General features: G+C 63.1%; 23 protein-coding genes and 3 tRNA genes. 18 read left to right on the top strand and 8 right to left on the bottom strand.

Features of this window, described 5'->3' with window-relative positions; genetic code table 11:
• Nucleotides 1-29: 29 nt before the first annotated feature.
• The 5 genes from lolA to cysG all read left to right on the top strand — a co-directional run bounded on the left by lolA (nucleotide 30) and on the right by cysG (nucleotide 5,134).
• Nucleotides 30-656, top strand: a complete 627-nt coding sequence (gene lolA, locus HNE05_RS11140) for an outer membrane lipoprotein periplasmic chaperone LolA (RefSeq protein ID WP_173207002.1) — start codon at nucleotides 30-32, stop codon at nucleotides 654-656.
• Between the two features lie 19 nt (nucleotides 657-675).
• Entirely contained in the window at nucleotides 676-2,001 is a 1,326-nt protein-coding gene (locus HNE05_RS11135; protein ID WP_173207000.1) for a replication-associated recombination protein A, read from the top strand.
• On the top strand, nucleotides 1,998-2,372 hold the full coding sequence (crcB, locus tag HNE05_RS11130) for a fluoride efflux transporter CrcB (RefSeq protein WP_173206998.1): 375 nt from the start codon (nucleotides 1,998-2,000) through the stop codon (nucleotides 2,370-2,372). The genes HNE05_RS11135 and crcB overlap by 4 nt, the downstream gene beginning before the upstream one ends.
• 18 nt (nucleotides 2,373-2,390) lie before the next feature.
• The gene (gene serS / locus HNE05_RS11125) at nucleotides 2,391-3,671 is read left to right on the top strand and encodes a serine--tRNA ligase (RefSeq protein ID WP_173206996.1); all 1,281 of its coding nucleotides are present in this window, start codon (nucleotides 2,391-2,393) and stop codon (nucleotides 3,669-3,671) included.
• A 74-nt stretch (nucleotides 3,672-3,745) separates the two neighbouring features.
• Nucleotides 3,746-5,134 carry a siroheme synthase CysG gene (gene cysG, locus HNE05_RS11120; RefSeq protein ID WP_173206994.1) on the top strand — a complete coding sequence of 463 codons (1,389 nt, stop codon included), beginning with the start codon at nucleotides 3,746-3,748 and terminating at the stop codon, nucleotides 5,132-5,134.
• A gap of 57 nt (nucleotides 5,135-5,191) precedes the next feature.
• Here the strand turns inward: cysG and HNE05_RS11115 are convergent, their stop codons facing one another.
• From HNE05_RS11115 to HNE05_RS11090, 6 genes are all read right to left on the bottom strand, one after another.
• The gene (locus HNE05_RS11115) at nucleotides 5,192-6,169 is read right to left on the bottom strand and encodes a glycosyl transferase family protein (RefSeq protein ID WP_173206991.1); all 978 of its coding nucleotides are present in this window, start codon (nucleotides 6,167-6,169) and stop codon (nucleotides 5,192-5,194) included.
• 11 nt (nucleotides 6,170-6,180) lie between these two features.
• On the bottom strand, nucleotides 6,181-6,516 hold the full coding sequence (locus HNE05_RS11110) for a TusE/DsrC/DsvC family sulfur relay protein (protein WP_173206989.1): 336 nt from the start codon (nucleotides 6,514-6,516) through the stop codon (nucleotides 6,181-6,183).
• A complete protein-coding gene (gene tusB, locus HNE05_RS11105) occupies nucleotides 6,513-6,812 on the bottom strand; it encodes a sulfurtransferase complex subunit TusB (RefSeq protein WP_173206986.1) in 300 nt (99 codons plus the stop codon). Before tusB ends, HNE05_RS11110 begins: the two co-directional genes overlap by 4 nt.
• Entirely contained in the window at nucleotides 6,812-7,171 is a 360-nt protein-coding gene (gene tusC / locus HNE05_RS11100) for a sulfurtransferase complex subunit TusC (RefSeq protein ID WP_173206983.1), read from the bottom strand. Before tusC ends, tusB begins: the two co-directional genes overlap by 1 nt.
• Nucleotides 7,171-7,563: a sulfurtransferase complex subunit TusD gene (tusD, locus tag HNE05_RS11095; protein WP_173206980.1), complete on the bottom strand. Its 393-nt coding sequence runs from the start codon at nucleotides 7,561-7,563 to the stop codon at nucleotides 7,171-7,173. The genes tusC and tusD overlap by 1 nt, the downstream gene beginning before the upstream one ends.
• Before the next feature lie 110 nt (nucleotides 7,564-7,673).
• Nucleotides 7,674-8,342, bottom strand: coding sequence for a Bax inhibitor-1/YccA family protein (locus HNE05_RS11090; RefSeq protein ID WP_173206977.1), 669 nt, complete (start codon nucleotides 8,340-8,342; stop codon nucleotides 7,674-7,676).
• Between the two features lie 135 nt (nucleotides 8,343-8,477).
• On the opposite strand from HNE05_RS11090, the gene HNE05_RS11085 reads away from it, so the two are divergent.
• Nucleotides 8,478-8,567 (top strand) — tRNA-Ser (locus HNE05_RS11085).
• A 105-nt stretch (nucleotides 8,568-8,672) separates the two neighbouring features.
• On the opposite strand, the gene HNE05_RS11080 is transcribed toward HNE05_RS11085, so the two are convergent.
• Nucleotides 8,673-9,425 (bottom strand): MgtC/SapB family protein, encoded by a 753-nt coding sequence (locus HNE05_RS11080; protein ID WP_173206974.1) that lies wholly within the window; start codon nucleotides 9,423-9,425, stop codon nucleotides 8,673-8,675.
• Nucleotides 9,426-9,807: 382 nt separating this feature from the next.
• Between HNE05_RS11080 and gacA the strand changes: the two genes are divergently transcribed.
• The 6 genes from gacA (at nucleotide 9,808) to HNE05_RS11050 (ending at nucleotide 13,796) form a co-directional block, all read left to right on the top strand.
• Nucleotides 9,808-10,452 (top strand): response regulator transcription factor GacA, encoded by a 645-nt coding sequence (gene gacA, locus HNE05_RS11075; protein WP_173206971.1) that lies wholly within the window; start codon nucleotides 9,808-9,810, stop codon nucleotides 10,450-10,452.
• Between the two features lies 1 nt (nucleotide 10,453).
• Nucleotides 10,454-12,277 carry an excinuclease ABC subunit UvrC gene (gene uvrC / locus HNE05_RS11070; protein ID WP_173211655.1) on the top strand — a complete coding sequence of 608 codons (1,824 nt, stop codon included), beginning with the start codon at nucleotides 10,454-10,456 and terminating at the stop codon, nucleotides 12,275-12,277.
• 33 nt (nucleotides 12,278-12,310) lie between these two features.
• Nucleotides 12,311-12,871, top strand: coding sequence for a CDP-diacylglycerol--glycerol-3-phosphate 3-phosphatidyltransferase (pgsA, locus tag HNE05_RS11065; protein WP_173206968.1), 561 nt, complete (start codon nucleotides 12,311-12,313; stop codon nucleotides 12,869-12,871).
• A gap of 65 nt (nucleotides 12,872-12,936) precedes the next feature.
• Nucleotides 12,937-13,012 (top strand) — tRNA-Gly (locus tag HNE05_RS11060).
• 43 nt (nucleotides 13,013-13,055) lie between these two features.
• Nucleotides 13,056-13,129: transfer RNA gene (locus HNE05_RS11055), tRNA-Cys, on the top strand.
• 277 nt (nucleotides 13,130-13,406) lie between these two features.
• Entirely contained in the window at nucleotides 13,407-13,796 is a 390-nt protein-coding gene (locus HNE05_RS11050; protein WP_173206965.1) for an MAPEG family protein, read from the top strand.
• A gap of 46 nt (nucleotides 13,797-13,842) precedes the next feature.
• Here the strand turns inward: HNE05_RS11050 and HNE05_RS11045 are convergent, their stop codons facing one another.
• Nucleotides 13,843-14,133 carry a hypothetical protein gene (locus tag HNE05_RS11045; RefSeq protein WP_173206963.1) on the bottom strand — a complete coding sequence of 97 codons (291 nt, stop codon included), beginning with the start codon at nucleotides 14,131-14,133 and terminating at the stop codon, nucleotides 13,843-13,845.
• A gap of 189 nt (nucleotides 14,134-14,322) precedes the next feature.
• Here HNE05_RS11045 and HNE05_RS11040 point away from each other — a divergent pair, with 189 nt between their 5' ends.
• From HNE05_RS11040 to HNE05_RS11015, 6 genes are all read left to right on the top strand, one after another.
• Nucleotides 14,323-14,796, top strand: coding sequence for a PaaI family thioesterase (locus tag HNE05_RS11040; RefSeq protein ID WP_173206961.1), 474 nt, complete (start codon nucleotides 14,323-14,325; stop codon nucleotides 14,794-14,796).
• The gene (locus tag HNE05_RS11035) at nucleotides 14,796-15,242 is read left to right on the top strand and encodes a PaaI family thioesterase (RefSeq protein ID WP_173206959.1); all 447 of its coding nucleotides are present in this window, start codon (nucleotides 14,796-14,798) and stop codon (nucleotides 15,240-15,242) included. The genes HNE05_RS11040 and HNE05_RS11035 overlap by 1 nt, the downstream gene beginning before the upstream one ends.
• A 45-nt stretch (nucleotides 15,243-15,287) precedes the next feature.
• Complete coding sequence (locus HNE05_RS11030) at nucleotides 15,288-16,532, top strand: MFS transporter (protein WP_173206957.1); 1,245 nt, start codon at nucleotides 15,288-15,290, stop codon at nucleotides 16,530-16,532.
• Nucleotides 16,533-16,631: 99 nt separating this feature from the next.
• Nucleotides 16,632-18,530, top strand: a complete 1,899-nt coding sequence (gene htpG, locus HNE05_RS11025; RefSeq protein WP_173206955.1) for a molecular chaperone HtpG — start codon at nucleotides 16,632-16,634, stop codon at nucleotides 18,528-18,530.
• A 195-nt stretch (nucleotides 18,531-18,725) separates the two neighbouring features.
• The gene (locus tag HNE05_RS11020; protein WP_173206953.1) at nucleotides 18,726-22,415 is read left to right on the top strand and encodes a PAS domain S-box protein; all 3,690 of its coding nucleotides are present in this window, start codon (nucleotides 18,726-18,728) and stop codon (nucleotides 22,413-22,415) included.
• Complete coding sequence (locus HNE05_RS11015) at nucleotides 22,412-23,410, top strand: response regulator (RefSeq protein ID WP_173206951.1); 999 nt, start codon at nucleotides 22,412-22,414, stop codon at nucleotides 23,408-23,410. The genes HNE05_RS11020 and HNE05_RS11015 overlap by 4 nt, the downstream gene beginning before the upstream one ends.
• The last annotated feature ends 17 nt before the right edge of the window (nucleotides 23,411-23,427 follow it).

Here is a 23,427-nt window from a genome sequence, read left to right as displayed (position 1 = left end):
TTCCCAGTTTGTCTATGAAGAGGATTTCCATGCGACTGTTGCGCATGTTGTTGCTGTCCGCCCTGGCCTTTGTCGCCATCCCCGCCCAGGCGGACGACGAGGCGGCGGTCAAACGCCTGACCGAGCTGCTCAACCAGGCGCAGACCATCAGCGCCCGTTTTTCCCAGCTGACCCTCGACGGTACCGGCACCCAGCTGCAGGAAACTGCCGGCCAGCTGGCACTCAAGCGCCCGGGGCTGTTCCGCTGGCACACCGATGCACCGCAGGAGCAACTGCTGGTGTCCAACGGCGAGAAAGTCTGGCTGTACGACCCGGACCTGATGCAGGTGACTATCCAGAGCCTCGACCAGCGCTTGACCCACACCCCGGCGCTGCTGCTGTCCGGTGATGTGTCGAAGATCCGCGAGAACTTCGAGATCAGCTTCAAGGAAGCCGGCGAAGTGGTCGACTTCATGCTCAAGCCGAAGGCCCAGGACACCTTGTTCGACAACCTGCGCCTGTCGTTCCGCCGTGGCGTGATCAACGACATGCAGCTGATCGACAGCATCGGCCAGCGCACCAATATCCTGTTCCTCAGCGTGAAGATGAACGAGCAGCTCGACCCCGCGCTGTTCACCTTCGACGTGCCTGAGGGCGCCGACGTCATCCAGGAATAAGAGGCCGCTGCCGCCCGGTATGGACCTGTTTCGCTCCGCCCCCGTCGCCCAGCCCCTGGCCGCGCGTTTGCGCGCGACCAGCCTGGACGAGTACGTCGGTCAGGAGCATGTGCTGGGCCACGGCAAGCCGCTGCGCGAGGCGCTGGAGCAGGGTGCGCTGCACTCGATGATCTTCTGGGGCCCGCCTGGGGTCGGCAAGACCACCCTGGCCAGGCTGCTGGCGCAGGTCTCCGAAGCGCACTTCGAAACGATTTCCGCGGTGCTCTCCGGGGTCAAGGAAATCCGCCAGTCTGTGGAAGTGGCCAAGCAACAGGCCGCTCAGTACGGCCGCCGCACCATCCTCTTCGTCGACGAAGTGCACCGTTTCAACAAGAGTCAGCAGGACGCCTTTCTGCCCTATGTGGAAGACGGCACGCTGATCTTTATCGGTGCCACCACCGAGAACCCGTCCTTCGAACTGAACAACGCGCTGCTCTCGCGTGCCCGTGTCTATGTTCTGAAAAGCCTGGACGAGGCGGCCATGCGCAAGCTGGTACAGCGTGCGCTGAAGGAGGAAAAGGGTCTGGGCAAGCAGCGTCTGAGCCTGCCGGAAGAGAGCTTTCAAATCCTCCTGGCCGCCGCCGATGGCGACGGTCGGCGCCTGCTCAACCTGCTGGAGAATGCCGCGGACCTCGCCGAGGACGGCAGCGAGATCGCCGCCGAGCTGCTGCAGAACCTGCTCGGCGACAGCCGCCGGCGCTTCGACAAGGGTGGCGAGGCGTTCTACGACCAGATTTCCGCGCTGCACAAGTCGGTGCGCGGCTCTAATCCTGACGGTGCGTTGTACTGGTACGCGCGCATGCTCGACGGCGGCTGCGACCCGCTGTATCTGGCGCGGCGCGTGGTGCGCATGGCCAGCGAGGACATCGGCAACGCCGACCCGCGAGCCCTGACCCTGTGCCTCAACGCCTGGGACGTGCAGGAACGCCTGGGCAGCCCCGAGGGCGAGCTGGCCGTGGCCCAGGCCATCGTCTACCTGGCCTGCGCGCCGAAGAGCAATGCGGTGTACATGGGCTTCAAGGCGGCTATGCGCGATGCCGCCGAGCACGGCTCGCTGGAGGTGCCGCTGCACCTGCGTAATGCGCCGACCAAGCTGATGAAGGAACTCGGCTACGGCGAGGAATACCGCTACGCCCATGACGAGCCGGATGCCTACGCCGCCGGCGAGGACTATTTCCCCGAGCAGCTTGAGCCGCAACCGTATTACCAGCCGGTGCCGCGTGGCCTGGAACTGAAGATTCGCGACAAACTGGCCCATCTGGCGGCACTGGATGCCGCCAGCCCGCGCCAACGGAGAAAGCCATGATTGGTGTGGTTATCGCGGTCGCCCTGGGCGGCATGGCCGGCACCCTGCTGCGCTTCTTTACCAGCAACTGGGTCAGCGCGAACTGGCCGCAGCACTTCTATGGCGCTACCCTGGCGGTCAATATTGTCGGCTGCCTGCTGATCGGCTATCTGTACGGCCTGTTTCTGCTGCGCCCCGAGGTGCCGCTGGAGCTGCGCGCGGGGCTGATTGTCGGCTTCCTTGGCGGCCTGACCACTTTTTCATCCTTCTCCCTCGACACGCTGCGCCTGCTGGAAAGCGGCCAGGCACCGCTGGCCATCGGCTATGCGACTGCCAGCGTGTTGGGCGGTCTGCTCGCCACCTGGGCCGGCCTGACATTAACCAAGCTCTGATCTAGACGAGAACATCCCATGCTCGACTCCAAACTGGTTCGTACCCAACTGCAGGAGATTGCGGACCGCCTGGCTACCCGTGGCTTCCAGCTGGACGTGGCGCGTTTCGAGGCCCTCGAGGCCCAGCGCAAGACCGTGCAGACCCGCACCGAACAGCTGCAAGCCGAGCGCAATACCCGCTCCAAGTCCATCGGCCAGGCCAAGCAGCGTGGCGAGGACATCGCGCCGCTGCTGGCGGAAGTCGACAAGATGGGCAGCGACCTGGAAGAGGGTAAGCGCGAGCTGGAGTCGATCCAGGCTGAGCTGGACAACCTGCTGCTGAACATCCCCAACCTGCCGGATGAGTCGGTGCCGGTTGGCGAGGACGAAGAAGGCAACGTCGAGGTATCGCGTTGGGGGACGCCGCGCAGCTTCGACTTCCCGGTGCAGGATCATGTCGCCCTCGGCGAGCAGCATGGCTGGCTGGACTTCGAGACCGCCGCCAAGCTCTCTGGCGCCCGTTTCGCCCTGCTGCGCGGGCCGATCGCCCGGCTGCACCGCGCCCTGGCCCAGTTCATGATCAACCTGCATACCGCCGAGCATGGCTACGAGGAGGCCTACACGCCTTACCTGGTGCAGGCCTCTGCGCTGCAGGGCACCGGCCAGCTGCCGAAGTTCGAGGAGGATCTGTTCAAGATCCAGCGCGAAGATCAGGCCGACCTGTACCTGATCCCGACCGCCGAAGTGTCGCTGACCAACATCGTTGCCGGCGCGATCCTCGACGCTAAGCAGCTGCCGCTCAAGTTCGTCGCCCACACCCCGTGCTTCCGTAGCGAAGCCGGCGCCTCGGGCCGCGACACCCGCGGGATGATCCGCCAGCACCAGTTCGACAAGGTCGAGATGGTGCAGATCGTCGAGCCGTCCAAGTCCTTCGAAGCCCTGGAAAGCCTGACCGCCAACGCCGAGCGCGTGCTGCAGCTGCTCGAGCTGCCGTACCGCAAGCTGGCCCTGTGCACTGGCGACATGGGCTTTGGCGCGGTGAAGACCTATGACCTGGAAGTCTGGGTGCCGAGCCAGGACAAGTACCGCGAAATTTCCTCCTGCTCCAACTGCGGCGACTTCCAGGCCCGGCGCATGCAGGCGCGCTACCGCAACCCGGAAACCGGCAAGCCGGAGCTGCTGCACACCCTCAATGGCTCCGGCCTGGCGGTGGGCCGTACCCTGGTGGCGGTGCTGGAAAACTACCAGCAGGCCGATGGCAGCATCCGTGTGCCTGAGGTGTTGAAACCGTACATGGCTGGTATCGAAGTCATCGGCTAAGCCGGACTTCAGTTGCAGAATACGGGGTGGCTAAAGCCGCCCCGTTTTGTTTTTCCTGATCGAGAGCGTGCGCCATGGATTTTCTCCCCCTGTTCCACAAACTGCAGGATCGCCTGGTACTGGTTGTCGGCGGTGGCGAGGTGGCGCTGCGCAAGGCGCGGCTGCTGATCGAGTCGGGAGCGGTGTTGCGCGTGGTTGCTCCGGAGATTCGTGACGAGCTGCGCGAGTTGGCCGGCCCGAGCGCCCAGGTTTTGCAGCGTGGCTACCAGGCGGATGATCTGGATGGGGTGTGCCTGGTGATCGCCGCCACCGACAATGAGCCGCTGAATGCGCAGATTTCCGCCCAGGCCCAGGCGCGCGGCATTCCGGTCAATGTGGTGGATGCGCCGAAGCTGTGCAGCGTGATCTTCCCGGCCATCGTCGACCGCTCGCCGCTGATTGTCGCCATCACCAGTGGTGGTGATGCGCCAGTGCTGGCGCGGCTGATCCGCGCCAAGATCGAGACCTGGATTCCCGCCACCTATGGCCAGCTGGCCGGGCTGGCGAAGAAATTCCGTGCCCAGGTGCGTGGCCTGTTTCCCGATGTGCAGCAGCGCCGGGTGTTCTGGGAAGACGTGTTCCAGGGGCAGATCGCCGAAAGCGTGTTCGCCGGCAAGCTGGGTGAGGGCGAGCGTCAGCTTGAGGCGAAGATCGCCGGCATTGCGCCGCGCGCGCTGGGCGAGGTTTACCTGGTCGGTGCCGGTCCTGGCGATCCGGATTTGCTGACCTTCCGCGCCCTGCGCCTGATGCAGCAGGCCGATGTGGTGCTGTATGACCGTCTGGTGGCGCCGGCTATCGTCGACCTGTGTCGCCGCGATGCCGACCGCATTTATGTTGGCAAGCAGCGCTCAGAGCATGCCGTGCCGCAGGAGCAGATCAACCAGCGCCTGGTCGACCTGGCCAAGCAGGGTAAGCGGGTGTTGCGCCTCAAAGGTGGCGACCCGTTCATCTTCGGCCGCGGCGGCGAGGAAATCGAGGAGCTGGCGGCCCACGGCATTCCGTTCCAGGTGGTGCCGGGGATTACTGCGGCCTCGGGCTGTGCGGCCTACGCGGGGATTCCGCTGACCCATCGTGACCATGCGCAGTCGGTGCGTTTCGTCACTGGGCACCTCAAGGACGGCAGCAGCGACCTGCCCTGGAGCGAACTGAGTGCGCCGGGGCAGACCCTGGTGTTCTACATGGGCCTGGTCGGGCTGCCGGCTATCTGTGCGGAGCTGATCCGCCATGGTCGCGCGGCGGAGACTCCGGCGGCGCTGGTGCAACAGGGCACCACGCAAAATCAGCGAGTGTTTACCGGCACCCTAGCCAACCTGCCGCAACTGGTGGCCGAGCATGAGGTGCACGCGCCGACCCTGGTGATAGTTGGCGAGGTGGTGCAGCTACGCGAGAAGCTGGCCTGGTTCGAAGGCGCGCAGTCCCTGTAGGCGCGAGCTCTGCTCGCGAATTGCCACAGGGAAAATACTTTGCGAGCAGAGCTCGACCTAGCCGTGGCGTTTTTGCCAGAGGTGCTCGGCGCGGGCAAAGGCGGTGTCGCGTGACTCACCCAGGGCGCGTAAGCCCAGGGCGATGGTGCTGAGCACCGCCAGGCGGCCATAGGCGTCTTCCACTTCGCCATTCCAGAAGGCCAGCAGATGTGCCGGGTCAAGCTGTTCCGGTTTGACGTGGCGCTGGGCGGACAGCGCCGGCCATTCCTCATCCCAGTTCTCGCCGCCGGCGGTGCCGTACAAGTGGCACAGGCCATCCGGATTGACCTCAATCTCGCCACCTTCGCCCTTGATCACGATGGCCGTGTCGCCGAGCAACTGGCTGGCCTCGCGGTGTGTGGCCTGGTAACCGGGGTGGAAGATGCTCTGCATCACGCAACGCGCCCCGAGTGGATTGAGGATGCGCGCCAGCGAGTGGATCGGCGAGCGCAGGCCGAGGGTGTTGCGCAGGTCGATCATCCGTTGCAGCTGTGGCGCCCAGGCGCCCAGCGGGGTGAAGGCCAGGTTGTGGCGCTCCAGATTATCGGCAACTTCTGCCCACGACTGGCAGATCGGGATGGCGAGCTGTTCCAGCAGTTGCTCGCTGTACAGGCGTCCGGCGGTATGCGCGCCGCCGCCGTGCAGGTGGATGCGCACGCCGCTGGCGGCCAGGGTTTTGACCGCCAGGAGGAACCAGGGCAGGTGACGCTTCTTGCCGGCATAGCTGGGCCAGTCCAGGTCGACGGCGATCGGCGGCGTCATCAGGCGTTCACGCAGGGCCTCGGTGAAACCGGCCAGCTCCTCGGCGCTTTCCTCCTTGTGTCGCAACAGCATGAGAAAGGCACCCAGCTGGGTGTCCTCGACCTTGTCGTCGAGCAGCAGGCCCATGGCTTCACGGGCTTCCTCGCGGCTCATGTTGCGCGCGCCGCGCTTGCCCTTGCCGAGGATGCGCACGAACTGGGCGAAAGGATGTTCCGGGGGAGCTACGAGAATCATGGGCGCTACTTTCACAGGCAATTGGTCGGTTTCGGCAGGCCAGCCAGTTTGGCGGCGAGCTTGGCGGGCGTGCCCTTGAACAGGCGGTTGAGGTGCAGGCTGTTGCCTTTTTCCGGGCCGAGCTTGAGGGCCACGTATTTGATCAGCGGGCGGGTAGCCGGCGACAGCTGGAACTCGCTGTAGAAGGTGCGCAGCAGCTCGAGGATTTCCCAGTGTTCGGCACCCAGCTGCAGGTCTTCACTAGCAGCCAGGGCTTCGGCAGTGGCTGGCGACCAGTCGGCCAGCTCGGCTAGATAGCCATCCTTGTCCAGGGCGATGCTGCGGCCATCGACTATCAGGTTGCTCATAGCCAGCTGTTGACCTTGGCATAGCTGGCGCACAGCTCGACAAAGGCGGGGTAATCGACTGCTTGGGCGCGGTCTGACACTTGTAGATGGCGCGCTTGCAGGTCTTCGTCGAGGGCAAACAGGGCGATGCCCGCCGGCATCAACTGCAGGGCTTGCAGCTGAACGGTACCCGGTTGCAGGGCATATACGGCGTCGCCGCTCAGCAGCAGGCCGTCCTGCGGGCCGAGCAGGCGCAGGCAGCTGGCGAAACGGCCGTCGCTGAAGGGAGAATGGGAAAGCAGGTGCAGAGTGGCCATCAGAGCGTGATCACCTGGTCGTAACGGTCGATAAGCAGGGTCAGTTGGCTGTCGTCGAGCTGTTCCACCGGCAACGCCAGGGGCTGTTCGCTGAGGCCGCGTTCGCTGAGGCTGCGGCTACTGGCATACAGCGATTCGACGCCGAACAGCGGCAGGGCCTGCAGGTTGGCGGTCAGGTCTTTCTGTTGCAGAGCTGTGGGTTGCTGCTGCGCCAGGAGCTGGAATACGCCGTCATCGAGAAATAGCAGGCCCAGCGGCAGGTCGAAGGCGCCACCGGCCAGCGCAATATCCAGGGCCTCGCGGGCGCTGGGGCCGGCCCAGGGTGCCTGGCGACTGATGATCAACAGGGATTTGCTCATCAGTGGCCTCCGAAGCAGATCAGGCGGTCAGCCAGCTGGTTGGCTTCGTGCAGCTGACCCAAGCCGGACAGCTCCCAGGGTGCGCCGAGGTTGGCGGCCGGCTTCTGGTAGCGCTGTGCTTCTTCCTCGTTGAGCACGCCACGGCGCAGGGCGGCGGCAATGCACACCACGGCATCCAGCCGTTGTTGTTCGACGAAGGCGCGCCACTCGGCCGGCAGGTCCACTTCGTCCTGGGCGCTGACCGTATTGGCCGAGGCGCTGTGCACGCCGTCCTGATAGAAAAACAGGCGCACGATCTCATGGCCGCCCGCAATCACCGCCTCGGCAAAGCGCAGGGCGCGGCGTGAGGAGGGCAGGTGGGCCGGGGCGAACAGGGCAATGGCGAACTTCATGACAATCCCGCGATAACACTCTGCGGCCATGATAAAGGCAGAACGCTGCAGATGCTTGTCACAGGCATGAAAAAGCCCGCCGAAGCGGGCTTCTTTGCAGCAGGAACCACTCAGTCGTCGCTGCCCATGATGCCGAAGATCTGCAGCAGGCTGACGAACAGGTTGTAGATCGATACATACAGGCTGATGGTGGCCATGATGTAGTTGCGCTCACCGCCGTGGATGATCGCGCTGGTCTGGAAGAGGATGCACGCCGAGGAGAACAGCACGAAGCCGGCGCTGATCGCCAGTTGCAGGCCGCTGATCTGGAAGAAGAAGCTGGCCAGCGTGGCGCCCAGCAGGACGAAGAAGCCCGCGGTGATGAAACCGCCGAGGAAGCTCATGTCCTTGCGGGTGGTCAGCACATAGGCCGACAGACCGAAGAACACCAGAGCGGTCATGGCGAAGGCCGAGCTGATGACTTCACCGCCGCCACTCATGCCCAGGTAACGGTTGAGGATCGGGCCCAGGGTGTAACCCATGAAACCGGTCAGGGCGAAAGTCGACAGCAGGCCCCAGGCCGAGTTGCGTAGCTTCATGGTGAGAAAGAAAAGGCCGTAGAAGCCGATCAGCACCACGAAGATGTTGGGGTAGGGCAGGTTCATCTGCTGGGCGAAATACGCCACCAGGCCACTGAAGGCCAGGGTCAGTGCCAGCAGGCCATAGGTATTGCGCAGGACTTTGCTGACTTCCTGCTGGTCGACCTGCGCATGGCTGAGCGCGTAATCTTGTTCGTGCATGACAACACTCCTGTAAAGACAAATTGGGTCCGTGACCGCAGTCAAGCCGATCATAACAGACCACGATCGTCTGCCAATTACGAGAGTTTGACAGTGTGTTGCGTTCCGGTAAGATTGCCGCCCGCAGCAAGCGCCGGAAGCGTGGCAGAGCGGTTGAATGCAACGGTCTTGAAAACCGTCGAAGGGGAAACTCTTCCGTGAGTTCGAATCTCACCGCTTCCGCCAATTACTCAACAAAGCCCTGGCCTCCAGGGCTTTGTTGTTTCTGATCCTATGTTCCCTCACTGAACGTGGCGTAGTTGCCCATCAACCTAGTCGATAGGTCGGCCATCAATTACGCGCATGGGACATCTGGAACTTCGACACCCCCTCGAAGCGTGAGAGTTCATCGGCCATGTCGGTGATGCGGGCACTCTTGTGGCCGTCGATGGCGACGGCGACGAAGCGCCACTCCAGTTGCTGCTGCTCGTAGCTGATCACGAAAGAGCTGGCGGCTATTACATAGCCGCGGTCGCGGGCGATCTGTCGCAGCACTTCCGCTGAGGGTTTTTCGTAGCCGGCAACGAAGCGCAGGACTATGGCTATGGCCGGTTTTGATGGCAGGCGCGCCTCGACTTTGGCACCCCACATCATCAATGCCGCAGAGATCAGTGTGAGCAAGATCGCCGCGGCATAGAAACCGACACCGACTAGCACACCAATCGCCGAAGAGGACCAGATCGAGGCGGCAGTGGTCAGGCCGCTGATGCTCATGCCGTCCTTCATGATCAGGCCGGCGCCGAGAAAGCCGATGCCGGTGACTATGCCTTGAATGACGCGGGTCGGATCAGTCCCGCTGCCAGTGGCGAAATGCGCGCCGTACCAGTATTCCGGGTAGCCGCACAGCACCGTGAGCGCGGCGGATGCCATGCAGACCATGCCGTAGGTGCGCATGCCGGCGGCGCGACCGTGGTAGGAGCGCTCGTAGCCAACTATCAGGCCGAGCAGCAGGGCGCCCGCCAGATTGAAAATGATGACCAGATTGACGGCAATCTCAGGTTGCGCCCAGTAGCTGGCGAGCTGCTCCAGGAACGATGGACTCACGTCGAGACCTCGCGGCGGCAGAGTTATTGGCTGACAGATGGTTCACTCAGCGTAGCCGATCCGTTGGAGGGCTCCGTGGGTGCGGGCGCGTGCGGTCTGGTTGGTTCGGCTGCGGACATAGGCTGGGGGCGGATGGGGTGTTTTCTTTCGATGCTGCACTGGAACAGCAAGCCTGCAGTCCAGTAGACTTTGGTGGATTATTACGGTGGAAACACCGTCTCTGCCACGTTCGGCGTTAGCAATTAAGTGATGCCTGGAACGGTTTTTTGGCGTTTGCTTTCTGACGAATTTGCGCCAAGCTAGGTTCGTGAAAATCTTCACAGATTTGACTGCATGCCCAAAAGACCGCAACAGCGGCGTGTTTAATGCAGCGAGGTGTCGCTTGATTAAGGTGCTAGTGGTCGACGACCACGATCTGGTTCGAACAGGCATTACCCGCATGCTGGCCGATATCGATGGCCTGCAGGTGATAGGGCAGGCGGACTCCGGTGAGGAGTCGCTGAAGAAAGCCCGCGAGCTCAAGCCGGATGTCGTCCTGATGGACGTCAAGATGCCCGGCATTGGCGGTCTCGAGGCCACCCGTAAACTGCTGCGCAGTTATCCCGACCTGAAAGTCATCGCCGTCACTGCCTGCGAGGACGACCTGTTTCCGACCCGCTTGCTGCAGGCCGGTGCCGCCGGTTACCTGACCAAGGGCGCGGCGCTGGAGGAGATGGTCCAGGCTATCCGCATGGCGTTTGCCGGCCAGCGCTACATCAGCTCGCAGATTGCCCAGCAGCTGGCGCTGAAGTCGTTCCAGCCGAACAACAGCGGTTCGCCGTTCGATTCGCTGTCCGAGCGGGAAATCCAGATCGCCTTGATGATCGCCAACTGCCACAAGGTGCAAACCATCTCCGACAAGCTGTGCCTGTCGCCGAAGACGGTGAACACCTACCGCTATCGCATCTACGAGAAACTCTCCATCACCAGTGACGTGGAACTGGCTCTGCTGGCCGTGCGTCATGGCATGGTCGATGCCATCAGCTGAGATGTCCGCGCCGTTCGATTCGAGTGCCTTCCTCGCTACCTGTAGTGGCCGCCCCGGCGTGTACCGGATGTTCGATGGCGAGGCCAAACTGCTCTATGTGGGCAAAGCCTCCAACCTGAAGAAGCGCCTGGCCAGCTATTTTCGCAAGACCGGCCTGGCGCCGAAGACCGCCGCCCTGGTGGGGCGCATCGCGCAAGTCGAAACCACCATCACGGCCAACGAGACCGAAGCGCTGCTGCTCGAGCAGACGCTGATCAAGCAGTGGCGGCCGCCGTACAACATCCTGCTGCGTGACGACAAATCCTATCCCTACGTGTTGCTCTCCGATGGCGAGTTCCCGCGGCTGGGCATTCATCGGGGAGCGAAGAAGGAGAAGGGCCGCTATTTCGGCCCTTACCCGAGCGCCGGGGCTATCCGCGAAAGCCTCAATCTGCTGCAGAAGACCTTTCTGGTTCGCCAGTGCGAGGACAGCTACTTCAAGAACCGCACGCGGCCTTGCCTGCAATACCAGATCAAGCGCTGCAAGGGGCCTTGCGTCGGCCTGGTCGAGCCGGAGGAATATGCCGAGGACGTGCGCCGCTCGGTGATGTTTCTCGATGGTCGTAGCAGTGCGCTGACCGACGAGCTGTCCGCAGCGATGGAAAAGGCAGCGATGAACCTGGAGTTCGAACGGGCCGCCGAGTTGCGCGACCAGATCGGTCTGCTGCGCCGGGTGCAGGACCAGCAGAGCATGGAAGGCGGTACTGGTGATGTCGACGTGGTCGCGGCCATGGTCAATCCCGGAGGCGCCTGCGTACACCTGATCAGCGTGCGCGGTGGGCGGGTGCTGGGCAGCAAGAATTTCTTCCCGCAGGTGGGCATCGAGGAGGAGGGTGGTGCCGTTTTGGCCGCTTTCCTTGCGCAGTATTACCTGAGCAATCACGAACGCGACCTGCCCAGCGAGTTGATCGTCAACGTCGTGCATGAAGACCTGCCCACGCTGGCGGCGGCGCTGGCCGAACTGCGTGGGCGAGAACTGGCGATCAGTCATCGGGTGCGTGGCACGCGGGCGCGCTGGCAGCAACTGGCGGTAACCAATGCCGAGCAGGCCCTGGGTGCGCGCCTGGCCAATCGGCAGCATGTGGCGGCGCGCTTCGAGGCGTTGGCCGAGGCGCTGGAGCTTGATGAGCCGCTGCAACGCCTGGAGTGCTACGACATCAGTCACTCCAGTGGTGAGGCGACCGTGGCCTCCTGCGTGGTGTTCGGCCCGGAGGGGCCGCTCAAGTCCGATTACCGGCGCTTCAATATCGAGGGCGTGACGGCCGGTGACGACTACGCCGCGATGCACCAGGCCCTGACCCGGCGCTTCAGCCGACTGAAAGACGGCGAGGGCAAGCTGCCGGATATCCTGCTGGTCGACGGTGGCAAGGGGCAGATGGCCATGGCCCGCGACGTGCTGCAGGAACTGGCCGTGCCTGATCTGATCCTGCTCGGCGTGGCCAAGGGTGTGACGCGCAAGCCGGGCCTGGAAACCCTGTACCTGAACGATGCCGAGCATGAGTTCACCTTGCCCGCCGATTCGCCGGCACTGCACCTGATCCAGCAAATCCGCGATGAGGCACACCGTTTCGCCATCACCGGCCACCGCGCGCGCCGTGGTAAAGCGCGGCGCACCTCCAGTCTGGAAGACGTGGCGGGTGTCGGGCCCAAGCGCCGGCGCGAGCTGCTCAAGCATTTTGGCGGCTTGCAGGAATTGACCCGTGCCAGCATCGAGGAAATTGCCAAGGCGCCAGGGATTAGCAAAAAGCTCGCCGAGTCGATTTATGCGGCCCTGCACAGCGAGTAGAATGCCCGTTCACTTTGCTGGCCAGTAGTCCTGATGAACATTCCGAATTTGCTCACCGTTCTGCGCGTTGCCCTGATTCCCGTCATCGTCCTGTTCTTCTATCTGCCGTTTTCCTGGAGCTATCTGGCAACCAGTGCGATTTTTTCCCTGGCGGCCATCACCGACTGGTTTGATGGCTACCTGGCGCGGCGTTGGGAGCAGAGCACGCCGCTGGGCGCGTTCCTCGATCCGGTAGCAGACAAGCTGATGGTGGCTGTGGCGCTGGTGTTGCTGGTGGAAGAGCACGCCAACTTGTGGCTGACCCTGCCGGCGGCCATCATCATCGGGCGCGAGATCGTCGTTTCGGCGCTGCGCGAGTGGATGGCCGAACTGGGGGCGCGGGCGCATGTCGCCGTATCCCAGTTGGGCAAGTGGAAAACTGCCGCGCAGATGGTGGCGCTGGTGATTCTGTTGGCCAATCCGCCACTGCTGACACTCTGGGTGGGCATCGGCTACGCGCTGCTGATCATCGCTGCCGGCCTGACCCTGTGGTCGATGGTGCAGTACCTGCTGGCGGCCTGGCCGCATCTCAGCAGCAGCTCGGAAAAGAAATAAACTTTTTTGAATCAAGGGGTTGACGGCTCGTTCTGAAAGTATAGAATGGCGCCCGTCACCAAGACGCGGGAATAGCTCAGTTGGTAGAGCACGACCTTGCCAAGGTCGGGGTCGCGAGTTCGAGTCTCGTTTCCCGCTCCAGTTTGTTGACGTTGACGCCGCTTTTTGCGGCGTCTTCGTTTGAGGCCGATTAGCAGAGTGGTTATGCAGCGGATTGCAAATCCGCGTACATCGGTTCGATTCCGGTATCGGCCTCCAGTATCAAAGCCCCGTAGATTAACGTCTACGGGGCTTTTTTCATTGCTGGCCGAAAGCACCGGCTCGGCAAATCCCCAGATCGTTTCCGCAGTTATTGCTCGCTTGAGACCCTTGCCTGCAAGGGGAGGCCCCTGTGCGGATCTTCGATACCTGCTTTCCATGCTGGCCAGCGCCGGCGTGATGTGCGTACTGTGTCGTGGCGAGTTCTATTCCGTGTACTGCAACGAGATGCCCTACACCTAGACCCCGTTACTGGCGTCAGCCAAGGAGAAGCCCAATGACCCTGCCTTTCTGGTGTGTTTTTATCAGTGCTGTGTTGATTTTCCTGTCGAAGATTCCCGTGGCCAAGGCGATGAATGCCGATGGCGGTTACGACAACCACCACCCGCGGGCCCAGCAGGCGCGCCTGACGGGCTTTGGGGCGCGCGCGCTGGCGGCGCATCAGAACAGCTTCGAAGCTTTCCCGCTGTTCGCCGTGGGGGTGCTGATGGCCCATGTGACCCAGACGCACGGGCAACTGGTGAATATCCTGGCGGTCACGTTCGTCATCGCCCGGGTGCTCTATTTGGTGCTGTATTGGGCCGACCTGCACTGGCAGCGCAGTCTGGTATGGGTGGTGGGGCTGTTGTGCAGCCTGCTGCTGATGATCAGTCCAGCGTTGGGCTGAAACGAAAAAGCCCGCGTGAGCGGGCTTTTTGTTGGGTGCTGGTTATTTATTGGCCGTCGATGGCGTCCTTGGCTTCGTCGCCGGCATCCTGGATGGCGTCGGCGGCATCGTCAGCCGCATCCTGGATTTTCTCGCCAGTAGTGGGCTCGGTGCCCAACACCTGATCGGTTTTCTGCTCGATGGCCTCACCGGTGTCCTTGGCAGCATCACCCAGTGACTCCATGGCTTCGGAGGCGGACTCCTTAGCGGACTCCATTTTGTCTTCCGGAGTTTTTTCGCAGGCTGCCAAGCCGAGCATGGCGGCGAGAAGCAGGGCGTAGGTAAAGGGCTTAGACATGGGCGCACTCCTTTCTGTGGCTTTCCTGACGAGGACTATCCTCGTAACTCGAGATAAGAGGCGGCGGAGTGGCCAAAGTTCCGCCGGATATGGTCAAGCCTGTAATTCATTGCAGTGGAGTGGCTGTGTGCCCGTATCGGCGAGCGGGTATGATGCGCGCCTTTTGCACCATCGCCTGGGAAAGCAGTCATGAGCGATAACCCTGTTCTAGAGCGCGCCGAGCGCTTTTTATCGGCCTTGCGCCATTGCCAGGTATTGGGTATTGCCGTTCACGAGGCGGTGCCATCTGGCCTGACCCTGCGTCTGCCCTATAGCACACAGATCATTGGCAACCCGGAGAGTGGAGTGATCCACGGCGGCGCCATCACCACCCTGATGGACACCACGTGCGGCATTTCCACGGTCTGTGTGCTGCCGGAATTCGAGATCTGCCCGACCCTCGACCTGCGTATCGACTATATGCGCCCAGCTCAGCCGCACAAGGATGTCTACGGTTTCGCCGAATGCTACCGGGTCACCGAGAACATCATCTTCACCCGTGGTTATGCCTATCAGGACAACCCCGACGAGCCGATTGCCCACGTGGTGGGCGCCTTCATGCGCATGGGCAAAGGCGCGCAGGGCGACGGTGCGCTCAAACGCAATATCCAGGGAGGTGCCTGATGGCCGCATTGAACCTCAATACCCTGGTGCGCCAGGCCCACGAGCAGAATGACTACGACAGCCTGATCAGCCTGATTCCCTATGCCAAGCTGATCGGCATCGAGTGCCTGCGTCTGGGGGACGATGTGGTGTTTCGTCTGCCGGCGAACAAAGACAATATCGGCAACCCGATACTGCCTGCGCTGCATGGCGGGGTGATCGCCGGCTTCATGGAGCACGCAGCCATGCTGCATCTGCTGATGTTCATGGGTATCCCACATTTGCCGAAAATCATCGACTTCTCGATAGATTACCTGCGCGCCGGCCATTATCGTGACACCTACGCCCAGTGCCAGGTCTGGCGCCAGGGACGCCGCGTCGCCAACGTCGCCATCACGGCCTGGCAAACCAATCAAACCGAACCCATTGCCACCGCGCGTGCGCACTTCAAGGTCGACGAGCCCTGAGCAGCGCCCAGCGTAGCGGCGACCCAGAAAAATAAGGAATCCTGGATGGATGCGTTGCTGATCCTTGGCGGCCTGCTGCTGATGCTGAGCGGGCTGGTCTGGCTGGTCATGCGGGCTTTCGCCACCAGTCTGCTGTGGGGCTGGGGCAGCCTGCTGCCACCGCTCACGCTGATCTATGTGCTGCGCCACTGGCGCCGCGCGCGCAGTGCAGTCGGCCTGCTGGCGCTGGGTTTTATCCCGCTGATCGTGGGGTTGGTGCTGATGGCCAACAAGGATGCCGAACGCCTGCAGGCGATCCTCAGCCTGGACTGGCTGAAACCTGCCGCGCAGGCCCCGGCGGAACTGGATATTCAGTTACGGGGTGAATTGAACAACCAGCCGTTTATGCCGCAGCATGCCGAACTGATCGATGGCGTCCTCAGCTTGCGCGAGGGCCAGGATTTCTTTGCCCGTCGCGAGGTGAAGATTCGCCTGCCGCGCGCTACAACGGCGCCTATCCGCCTGGATGTGCTGCCGGAAGACCAGGGGGAGCTGCCCGAGGTTGAAGTCAGCTGGCTGCTGCCCGAGCAGGATCTGCCGGAGGCGCGCCGCCTGAGCAAGGGCTACACCCTGCACCTGGATTTGCAGGCGCTGCCGCCGAACAAGCTGAATGGCGATTTCCATCTGGTGTTGCCACCGCAATACGGCACTACCCTGAGTGGTCGTCTGGAGTTGTTCACCGATCGTCTGCGTTACCGTGACGGGCACCTGGATACCGCGTTCGACTCTCAGGAAACCCTGGCCCATGTGGTCGAGGATTACCTGCAGCGGCGCTTCAACAGCCGTGTGGTGCAGCTGCAGGAACTGCCAGCGGTGAGTTTTCCGGCCAGCAGTGTGCCGCTGGCGGTGGTGGCGAAGGTCAATGGCCAGGAACAGCGCCTTGATCTGGTACTGGAGAAGGGCGCGCGTGGCTGGCAGGTCAAGGATGACCGTTACCCCGCGCTGAGCTTGCCGAACGCTGTCGCCGCCAAACCGGTGGTTAGCGAGGACGTGGCCGTCAACGAGCCTGCGCAGACCAAGCCGGATCGCCGCCAGCGTTTCTCGCTGCTGCGTCTGTTGAGTAGCCCGCAGCAGTACCAGAACCTCAGCATGCGGGTGGTCAAGCTCAATGGCGGCACGGCCGAAGGCCGCTTCGCCGGCCTGGACACCGACGGCAGCATCCGCCTGAGCCAGCAGCATGGCGGCGCCGGACAGGCCACCTTTACCCTGCATCCGGATGAAATCAGCCGGGTCGAGCTGCTCGAACCCTGACCTGGTTTTGCCCCAAGCCCTTGAAATTCATTCTGAAGTCCCCATCTGCATGACATCCGCCGCGTTTGCGGCCTGTCCTGCATGTGGAGTTAGACGACCATGAGTGTGGAAACTCAAAAAGAAACCCTGGGCTTCCAGACCGAGGTGAAGCAACTGCTGCACCTGATGATCCATTCGCTGTATTCGAACAAGGAAATCTTCCTCCGTGAGCTGATTTCCAACGCCTCGGATGCTGCCGACAAGCTGCGCTTCGAAGCACTGGCCAAGCCAGAGCTGCTCGAAGGCGGCGCCGAGTTGAAGATCCGCCTGACCTTCGACAAGGACGCCAAGACCGTCACCCTCGAAGACAATGGCATCGGCCTGAGCCGCGAGGAGGCCATCGCCCACCTCGGCACCATCGCCAAGTCCGGCACTGCCGACTTCATGAAAAATCTCACCGGCGACCAGAAGAAGGATTCGCACCTGATCGGTCAGTTCGGTGTGGGCTTCTACAGCGCCTTCATCATCGCCGACAAGGTTGACGTGTTCAGCCGCCGCGCCGGCCTGGCCGCCAGCGAAGGCGTGCACTGGTCGAGCAAGGGCGAGGGTGACTTCGAAGTTGCCACCGTCGAGAAAGCCGAGCGCGGCACCCGCATCGTCCTGCACCTGAAGGCCGGCGAAGAAGAGTTCGCCGACGGCTGGCGCCTGCGCAACATCGTCAAGAAGTACTCTGACCATATTGCCCTGCCCATCGAGCTGCCGAAGGAGCAGCAGGGTGAAGAAGCTCCTGCCGAGGTTGAGTGGGAAACCGTCAACCGCGCCAGCGCGCTGTGGACCCGTGGCCGCACCGAGGTCAAGGACGAGGAATACCAGGAGTTCTACAAACACGTCGCCCACGACTACGAGAACCCGCTGAGCTGGAGCCACAACAAGGTCGAAGGCAAGCTGGAATACACATCCTTGCTCTACGTGCCGGGCCGTGCGCCGTTCGACCTGTACCAGCGCGAAGCCCCGCGCGGCCTCAAGCTGTATGTGCAGCGCGTGTTCATCATGGACCAGGCCGACGAGTTCCTGCCGTTGTACCTGCGCTTCATCAAGGGCGTGGTCGATTCCAACGACCTGTCGCTCAACGTGTCCCGCGAGATCCTGCAGAAAGACCCGGTCATCGACTCGATGAAGACGGCGCTGACCAAGCGCGTGCTGGACATGCTGGAGAAGCTGGCGAAGAACGAACCCGAGCAGTACCAGACCTTCTGGAAGAACTTCGGCCAGGTGCTCAAGGAAGGCCCGGCGGAAGACTTCGCCAACAAGGAAAAGATCGCCAGCCTGCTGCGTTTTGCCTCCACCGGCGACGACTCCGGCGAGCAGTCCGTGGCCCTGGCCGACTACCTGGCCCGCGCCAAGGAAGGCCAGGACAAGATCTACTTCCTCACCGGCGAAACCTACGCCCAGGTGAAGAACAGTCCGCACCTGGAAGTCTTCCGCAAGAAAGGCATCGAAGTGCTGCTGCTCACCGACCGCATCGACGAGTGGCTGATGAGCTACCTGAGCGAGTTCGATGGCAAGAGTTTCGTCGACGTGGCGCGTGGTGATCTCGATCTCGGCAAGCTGGACTCGGAAGAGGACAAGAAGGCCCAGGAAGAAATCGCCAAGACCAAGGAAGGCCTGGTCGAGCGCCTCAAGGGCGCCCTCGGCGAGCAGGTTGCCCAGGTGCGCGTGTCCCATCGCCTGACCGACTCGCCGGCGATCCTCGCCATTGGCGAGCAGGACCTCGGCCTGCAGATGCGCCAGATCCTCGAAGCCAGCGGGCAGAAAGTGCCGGAATCCAAGCCGATCTTCGAGATCAACCCGGCCCACCCGCTGATCGAGAAGCTGGACGCCGAGCCGGACGAAGAGCGCTTCGCCGACCTCTCGCACATCCTCTTCGACCAGGCCGCCCTGGCCGCCGGCGACAGCCTGAAAGATCCGGCTGCCTACGTGCAGCGCCTGAACAAGCTGCTGGTGGAACTCTCCGCCTGACGCTGGTCGTGCGGTAACAACGAGGCCCGCAGCAGCGGGCCTTGTCGTTTCTGGCGTACAAGGCTGACCGATCAGCCAGTTTTGCTGCTCCGATCAGCGGATTCCACTGGTATTCATCGATGCTGGCTATTTACTATCGGCTGCCGTGGACGCCCCAGCTTGGTGTATCCGTGATGTTTTCTTGATGGATCAGCCATGTCTTATCTGACCAGCCTGTTTCTCGATGCCAGCGATCCCGGCCTGTTTCTCTACGGCAGCTACAACCCCGGGTTGGTGGCGCTGTCGCTGCTGATCGCCATGTTCGCCTCGGGCATGGCCCTGCAAGTGGCGGGTATGGCGCGTCTCAGTGATAACCGCCTGTACCGCCAGGTGGCGTTGATTTCCGGCTCGCTGGCCCTGGGCGGCGGTGTCTGGTCGATGCACTTCATCGGCATGCTGGCTTTCCAGTTGTGCGCGCGGGTCGACTACGCCCCGGGCCTGACGCTGCTGTCGCTGTTGCCCAGCCTGTTTGCCTCCTGGATCGCCTTGCAATTACTGGCACGGCGCAGCATCAGCAACACACAACTGATCACCAGCGGTGTGTTGGTAGGGGCCGGTATTGGCGCCATGCACTACAGCGGCATGGCGGCCATGCAGATGGCGCCGCTCTTGCGCTATGACCCGTACTGGTTCGCGCTATCCATTCTGGTCGCGGTGGTGCTGGCGATTCTCGCCCTGTGGGTACGCTTCGGCCTGCGTGGGCGGATTTCCGGAGTGCGGGCGATCCTCGCCAGCGGTGTGGTCATGGGCCTGGCCATCGCCGGCATGCACTACACCGGCATGGCCGCGGCACGCTTTATCGGCAGCGCCGAGCCGCTGGACCAGCAGAGCAATGCGGACAGCGTATTTATCGCCCTCGCCGTGGCCCTGATTACCGTGACGTTGACGGTGTTCGTCGCGGCCGCCAACGGCCTGCTGCGCTACCGCCAGTTGTTCCGGCAGATGCAGGGCAGCGAGTCGCGGCTGCGCGCGATCCTGGAAACCGCAGTGGATGGCATCGTCATCATCGATGAGCACGGCCTTATTGAGGGCCTCAACACGGCTGCCGAGCGCCTGTATGGCTGGCGCAAAGAGGAGCTAGTGGGGCGGCATATCAATACGGTGATTCCCGCGAGCTATCACCAGGGCGCCCTGGACTACCTGCCCAGGATGATGCGCGAGGGCCAGAGCGACATCGTCGGGGGCAGTCGCGAGGTGGAAGCGCAGCTCAAGGACGGTAGCCTGCTGCCGATTCGCCTGGCCATCGGCCTGGCCAATCTGCCGGGCAAGACCCTCTACGTCGGCTTCATCAGTGACATCAGCGAGCGCAAGGCCATGGAGCAGGCCCTGCGCGAGAGCGAGCAGCAGTACCGCTCGCTGATTGGCAATATCCCCGGGGTGTCGTTCCGCTGCTTGTTGGACGCCAACTGGAGCATGCTCTTCATCAGCGATGCGGTAGAGAAGCTGACGGGCTGGACGGCGGCCGACTTCATGAGTCAGCGCCAGTCGATTAGCGCGTTGTTCCACCCCGAAGACGTCCAGCAGGTGGCGGATAACGTGCACGCAGCGATCGCCCAGAGCCGTAACTACACCGTCGAATACCGCCTCTACGACCGCCAGGGCGAGGAGCACTGGATCTGGGAAAGCGGCAGCGCGGTGCGCGACGAGCGCGGCGAACCGAAATGGATCGATGGTGTGCTGCTCGACATCACCGAAAGCAAACTGCGTAACGCCGAATTCGAGAGCACGGTGAATGCCATCCGTCGCGCACTGGCAGTGGTCGAGTTCGATCTGCAGGGTCAGATCCTTGATGCCAACCAGAACTTCCTCGATCTGATGGGTTATCAACTGGAGGAGATCCAGGGCCAGCACCACCGCATGCTCTGCGCGCAGGCGTATGTCGAAAGCCCGCAGTACTCGGCGTTCTGGGCGCGTCTGGGCCGTGGTGAGCTGGATGCCGGCGAGTACCTGCGCCTGGGCAAGGGCGGGCGCGAGGTATGGATCCAGGCCTCCTACAACCCGATCTTCGATGCCGACGGCAAACCGTTCAAGGTGATCAAGTTCGCCACCGACCTCAGCCAGCGCCGTGAGATGGAAGAGGCGCTGCGCGAGGCCAAGGACGTCGCCGAGCAGGCGGCTGCCGCCAAGACCACCTTCCTGGCCAACATGAGCCATGAGATCCGCACGCCGATGAACGCCATCATCGGCTTTACCGAGCTGCTGCTCGGTGGCTCGCTGGACAGCCTGCAGCGCCGCCACCTGAGCACCGTGCGCCAGGCCGCGCGCTCGCTGCTGGGGCTGCTCAACGACATCCTCGATACCGCCAAGCTGGAGCGTGGCGCGGTGGAGCTGGAGTGCGTGGATTTCTCCCTGCGTGAGCTGTGCCAGCAGATCTGCGACTCCCTGCGCCTGAGCGCCGAGGCCAAGGGCCTGACCCTGGAACTGGATTACCCGGCCGAGCTAGGTGAGTACTTCAAGGGTGATCCGCTGCGCATCCAGCAAGTGCTGACCAACCTGGTGGGCAACGCGGTGAAGTTCACCGAGCGCGGTTGGGTGCGCCTGGAGCTGCGCGCGGGACAGGCTGACGGGCTGCATTTCGCCGTGCGCGACAGCGGCATCGGCATTGCCGCAGACCGATTGCAGCGCATCTTCGATCCGTTCGCCCAGGCCGATGCAACCATGAGCCGGCGTTTCGGCGGTACCGGTCTCGGCACCACCATCGCCCGCCAGCTGACCGAGCTGATGGGCGGGCGCATCGAGGTCGAAAGCCAGCTGGGCGAGGGCAGTAACTTCCATGTCTGGCTGCGCCTGCCCGTGGGCGTCGCCACTTCCCACGAGCCAGCTGCAAGCGGCCTCGGCCTGACACCGCTGCGCATCCTTGCTGCCGACGACGTGCCGCAGAACATTGAGCTGCTCAGTCTGACGCTCGGGCGTCTGGGGCATCAGGTGGTCACCGCTTATGACGGTGAGGAGGCGCTGGCCGCGTTCCTCGCCGGCCGCTTCGATCTGCTGCTGATGGATGTGCAGATGCCGCGCGTGGATGGCCTGGAAGCCACCCGGCGGATTCGCCGGCACGAACAGGTCAATGGTCTGCAGCCGACGCCCATCATCGCCCTGACCGCCAGTGTGCTGGAGCAGGATCGGCGTGCCGCACGCGAGGCCGGCATGGACGGTTTTGCCTCCAAGCCGCTGGAGATGGACAAGCTGCTGGCCGAGATCGCCGCCGTCACCGGCTTGGCGGCGGCAGTCCCGTTGCGGCCGCTGACGCTACCGGAAGACCTGCCGGAAACCAGCATCGACTGGCCGCGCGGCGTGCAGCTGTGGGGCAGTGACACGGCGCTGCTGGCGGCCATACGGCGTTTCCTCGCTGAGCATGCCAACGTGGCCACGCAGATCGCCGACTTGCTGCAGCGCGGCGAGCAAGTGGCGGCCACCGAGCTGACCCATCGCGTGCGCGGCGCCGCGGCCAACCTGGCGCTGCTGCGGTTGAGCCGCCTGGCCGGACAACTGGAGCATGCGCTCAAGGGCGCCGTGCCGGCTTCTACTGAGGAGCTACTGACCAAGCTGAAGCAGGCCCTGGCCAGCCTGCCGGCCGCGCTGCCGGAGTTGGCTGCGGCGCTGGACAAGCCTGTCGCCAGCGCAGTAGAACTGGCGCAGCTGCGTCCGCTGATCGAACAGGCCCTGGCCGCCCTGCAGCATGGTGAACTGGCCGAGCAGGCTCTGCAGCCGTTGCTTGCCGCACTGCCGGCTGAGCGGGCGCAGGCCCTCGACGCGGCGATCAACGATTTCGATTTTGAGCGTGCTGCTGTTCTGCTTGCCGAGTTGCTCGGCTGGCTCGAGCAGCAGCCCGGAGGTACGCAAGCATGAACGAAGCCGTCGATAGCCGTCCCAAGCTGTTGCTGGTCGACGATGAGCCGACCAACCTGCAGGTGCTGCGGCAGATCCTGCAGGATGACTACCGTCTGTTCTTCGCCAAGGACGGCGACAAGGCCTTGGAACTGGCGGCGCGCGAGCGCCCCGATCTGCTCCTGCTGGATGTGATGATGCCCGGCATGACCGGCTACGAGGTGTGCAGCCGGCTTAAGCAGAGCGAGGCTACGGCAACCATTCCGGTGATCTTCGTCACCGCCCTGGCCGATGTCGACGATGAAGCGCGGGGCTTCGAGGTCGGCGCGGTGGACTACATCACCAAGCCGGTCAGCCCGCCTATCGTACGGGCACGGGTGCGTACCCACCTGTCGCTGGTGCGGGTCGACGAGCTCAAACAGACCCGCCTGCAGATCGTCCAGCGCCTCGGTCTGGCCGCCGAATACAAGGACAACGAGACCGGCCTGCACGTGATCCGCATGAGCCATTACTCACGCGTGCTGGCCCTGGCCGCCGGTTTCAGCGAACTGGCCGCCGATGACCTGCTCAACGCCGCACCGATGCATGACGTGGGCAAGATCGGCATTCCCGATGCCATCCTGCAGAAGAACGGCAAGCTCGACGCCGAAGAGTGGCAGGTGATGCGCCAGCACGCGCAGATCGGTGCCGACATCATCGGCGAACATCCGTCAGGCCTGTTGCAGATGGCCCGCAGCATCGCCCTGACGCACCATGAAAAATGGGATGGCAGCGGCTACCCCAATGGCCTCAAGGGTGAGCAGATTCCCGTCACCGGGCGCATCGTCGCCATCGCCGACGTGTTCGATGCGCTGACCAGCGTGCGCCCGTACAAGGCGGCCTGGTCGGTGGAAGAGACGCTGGAGCTGCTGCGCCGCGAAAGCGGCAAGCACTTCGATCCGCAGCTGGTGGAGCTGTTTTTTGGCTGCCTGCCGGAGATCCTGGCGATCAAGGAGCGCTGGGCGGAGCAGGGGTGAACAAGGTGTAATAGTTG

It is taken from the genome of Pseudomonas campi (genome assembly GCF_013200955.2).
Taxonomy (GTDB): Bacteria; Pseudomonadota; Gammaproteobacteria; order Pseudomonadales; family Pseudomonadaceae; genus Aquipseudomonas; species Aquipseudomonas campi.
Note: the sequence above shows the minus strand (reverse complement) of the source record. Positions and strands in the feature narration are given on the sequence as shown.

Coding starts and splice junctions, on each gene's coding strand:
- lolA (WP_173207002.1), top strand. CDS start 30: ATGCGACTGTTGCGCATGTTGTTGCTGTCCGCCCTGGCCTTTGTCGCC.
- HNE05_RS11135 (WP_173207000.1), top strand. CDS start 676: ATGGACCTGTTTCGCTCCGCCCCCGTCGCCCAGCCCCTGGCCGCGCGT.
- crcB (WP_173206998.1), top strand. CDS start 1,998: ATGATTGGTGTGGTTATCGCGGTCGCCCTGGGCGGCATGGCCGGCACC.
- serS (WP_173206996.1), top strand. CDS start 2,391: ATGCTCGACTCCAAACTGGTTCGTACCCAACTGCAGGAGATTGCGGAC.
- cysG (WP_173206994.1), top strand. CDS start 3,746: ATGGATTTTCTCCCCCTGTTCCACAAACTGCAGGATCGCCTGGTACTG.
- HNE05_RS11115 (WP_173206991.1), bottom strand. CDS start 6,169: ATGATTCTCGTAGCTCCCCCGGAACATCCTTTCGCCCAGTTCGTGCGC.
- HNE05_RS11110 (WP_173206989.1), bottom strand. CDS start 6,516: ATGAGCAACCTGATAGTCGATGGCCGCAGCATCGCCCTGGACAAGGAT.
- tusB (WP_173206986.1), bottom strand. CDS start 6,812: ATGGCCACTCTGCACCTGCTTTCCCATTCTCCCTTCAGCGACGGCCGT.
- tusC (WP_173206983.1), bottom strand. CDS start 7,171: ATGAGCAAATCCCTGTTGATCATCAGTCGCCAGGCACCCTGGGCCGGC.
- tusD (WP_173206980.1), bottom strand. CDS start 7,563: ATGAAGTTCGCCATTGCCCTGTTCGCCCCGGCCCACCTGCCCTCCTCA.
- HNE05_RS11090 (WP_173206977.1), bottom strand. CDS start 8,342: ATGCACGAACAAGATTACGCGCTCAGCCATGCGCAGGTCGACCAGCAG.
- uvrC (WP_173211655.1), top strand. CDS start 10,454: ATGTCCGCGCCGTTCGATTCGAGTGCCTTCCTCGCTACCTGTAGTGGC.
- pgsA (WP_173206968.1), top strand. CDS start 12,311: ATGAACATTCCGAATTTGCTCACCGTTCTGCGCGTTGCCCTGATTCCC.
- HNE05_RS11050 (WP_173206965.1), top strand. CDS start 13,407: ATGACCCTGCCTTTCTGGTGTGTTTTTATCAGTGCTGTGTTGATTTTC.
- HNE05_RS11045 (WP_173206963.1), bottom strand. CDS start 14,133: ATGTCTAAGCCCTTTACCTACGCCCTGCTTCTCGCCGCCATGCTCGGC.
- HNE05_RS11040 (WP_173206961.1), top strand. CDS start 14,323: ATGAGCGATAACCCTGTTCTAGAGCGCGCCGAGCGCTTTTTATCGGCC.
- HNE05_RS11035 (WP_173206959.1), top strand. CDS start 14,796: ATGGCCGCATTGAACCTCAATACCCTGGTGCGCCAGGCCCACGAGCAG.
- HNE05_RS11030 (WP_173206957.1), top strand. CDS start 15,288: ATGGATGCGTTGCTGATCCTTGGCGGCCTGCTGCTGATGCTGAGCGGG.
- htpG (WP_173206955.1), top strand. CDS start 16,632: ATGAGTGTGGAAACTCAAAAAGAAACCCTGGGCTTCCAGACCGAGGTG.
- HNE05_RS11020 (WP_173206953.1), top strand. CDS start 18,726: ATGTCTTATCTGACCAGCCTGTTTCTCGATGCCAGCGATCCCGGCCTG.
- HNE05_RS11015 (WP_173206951.1), top strand. CDS start 22,412: ATGAACGAAGCCGTCGATAGCCGTCCCAAGCTGTTGCTGGTCGACGAT.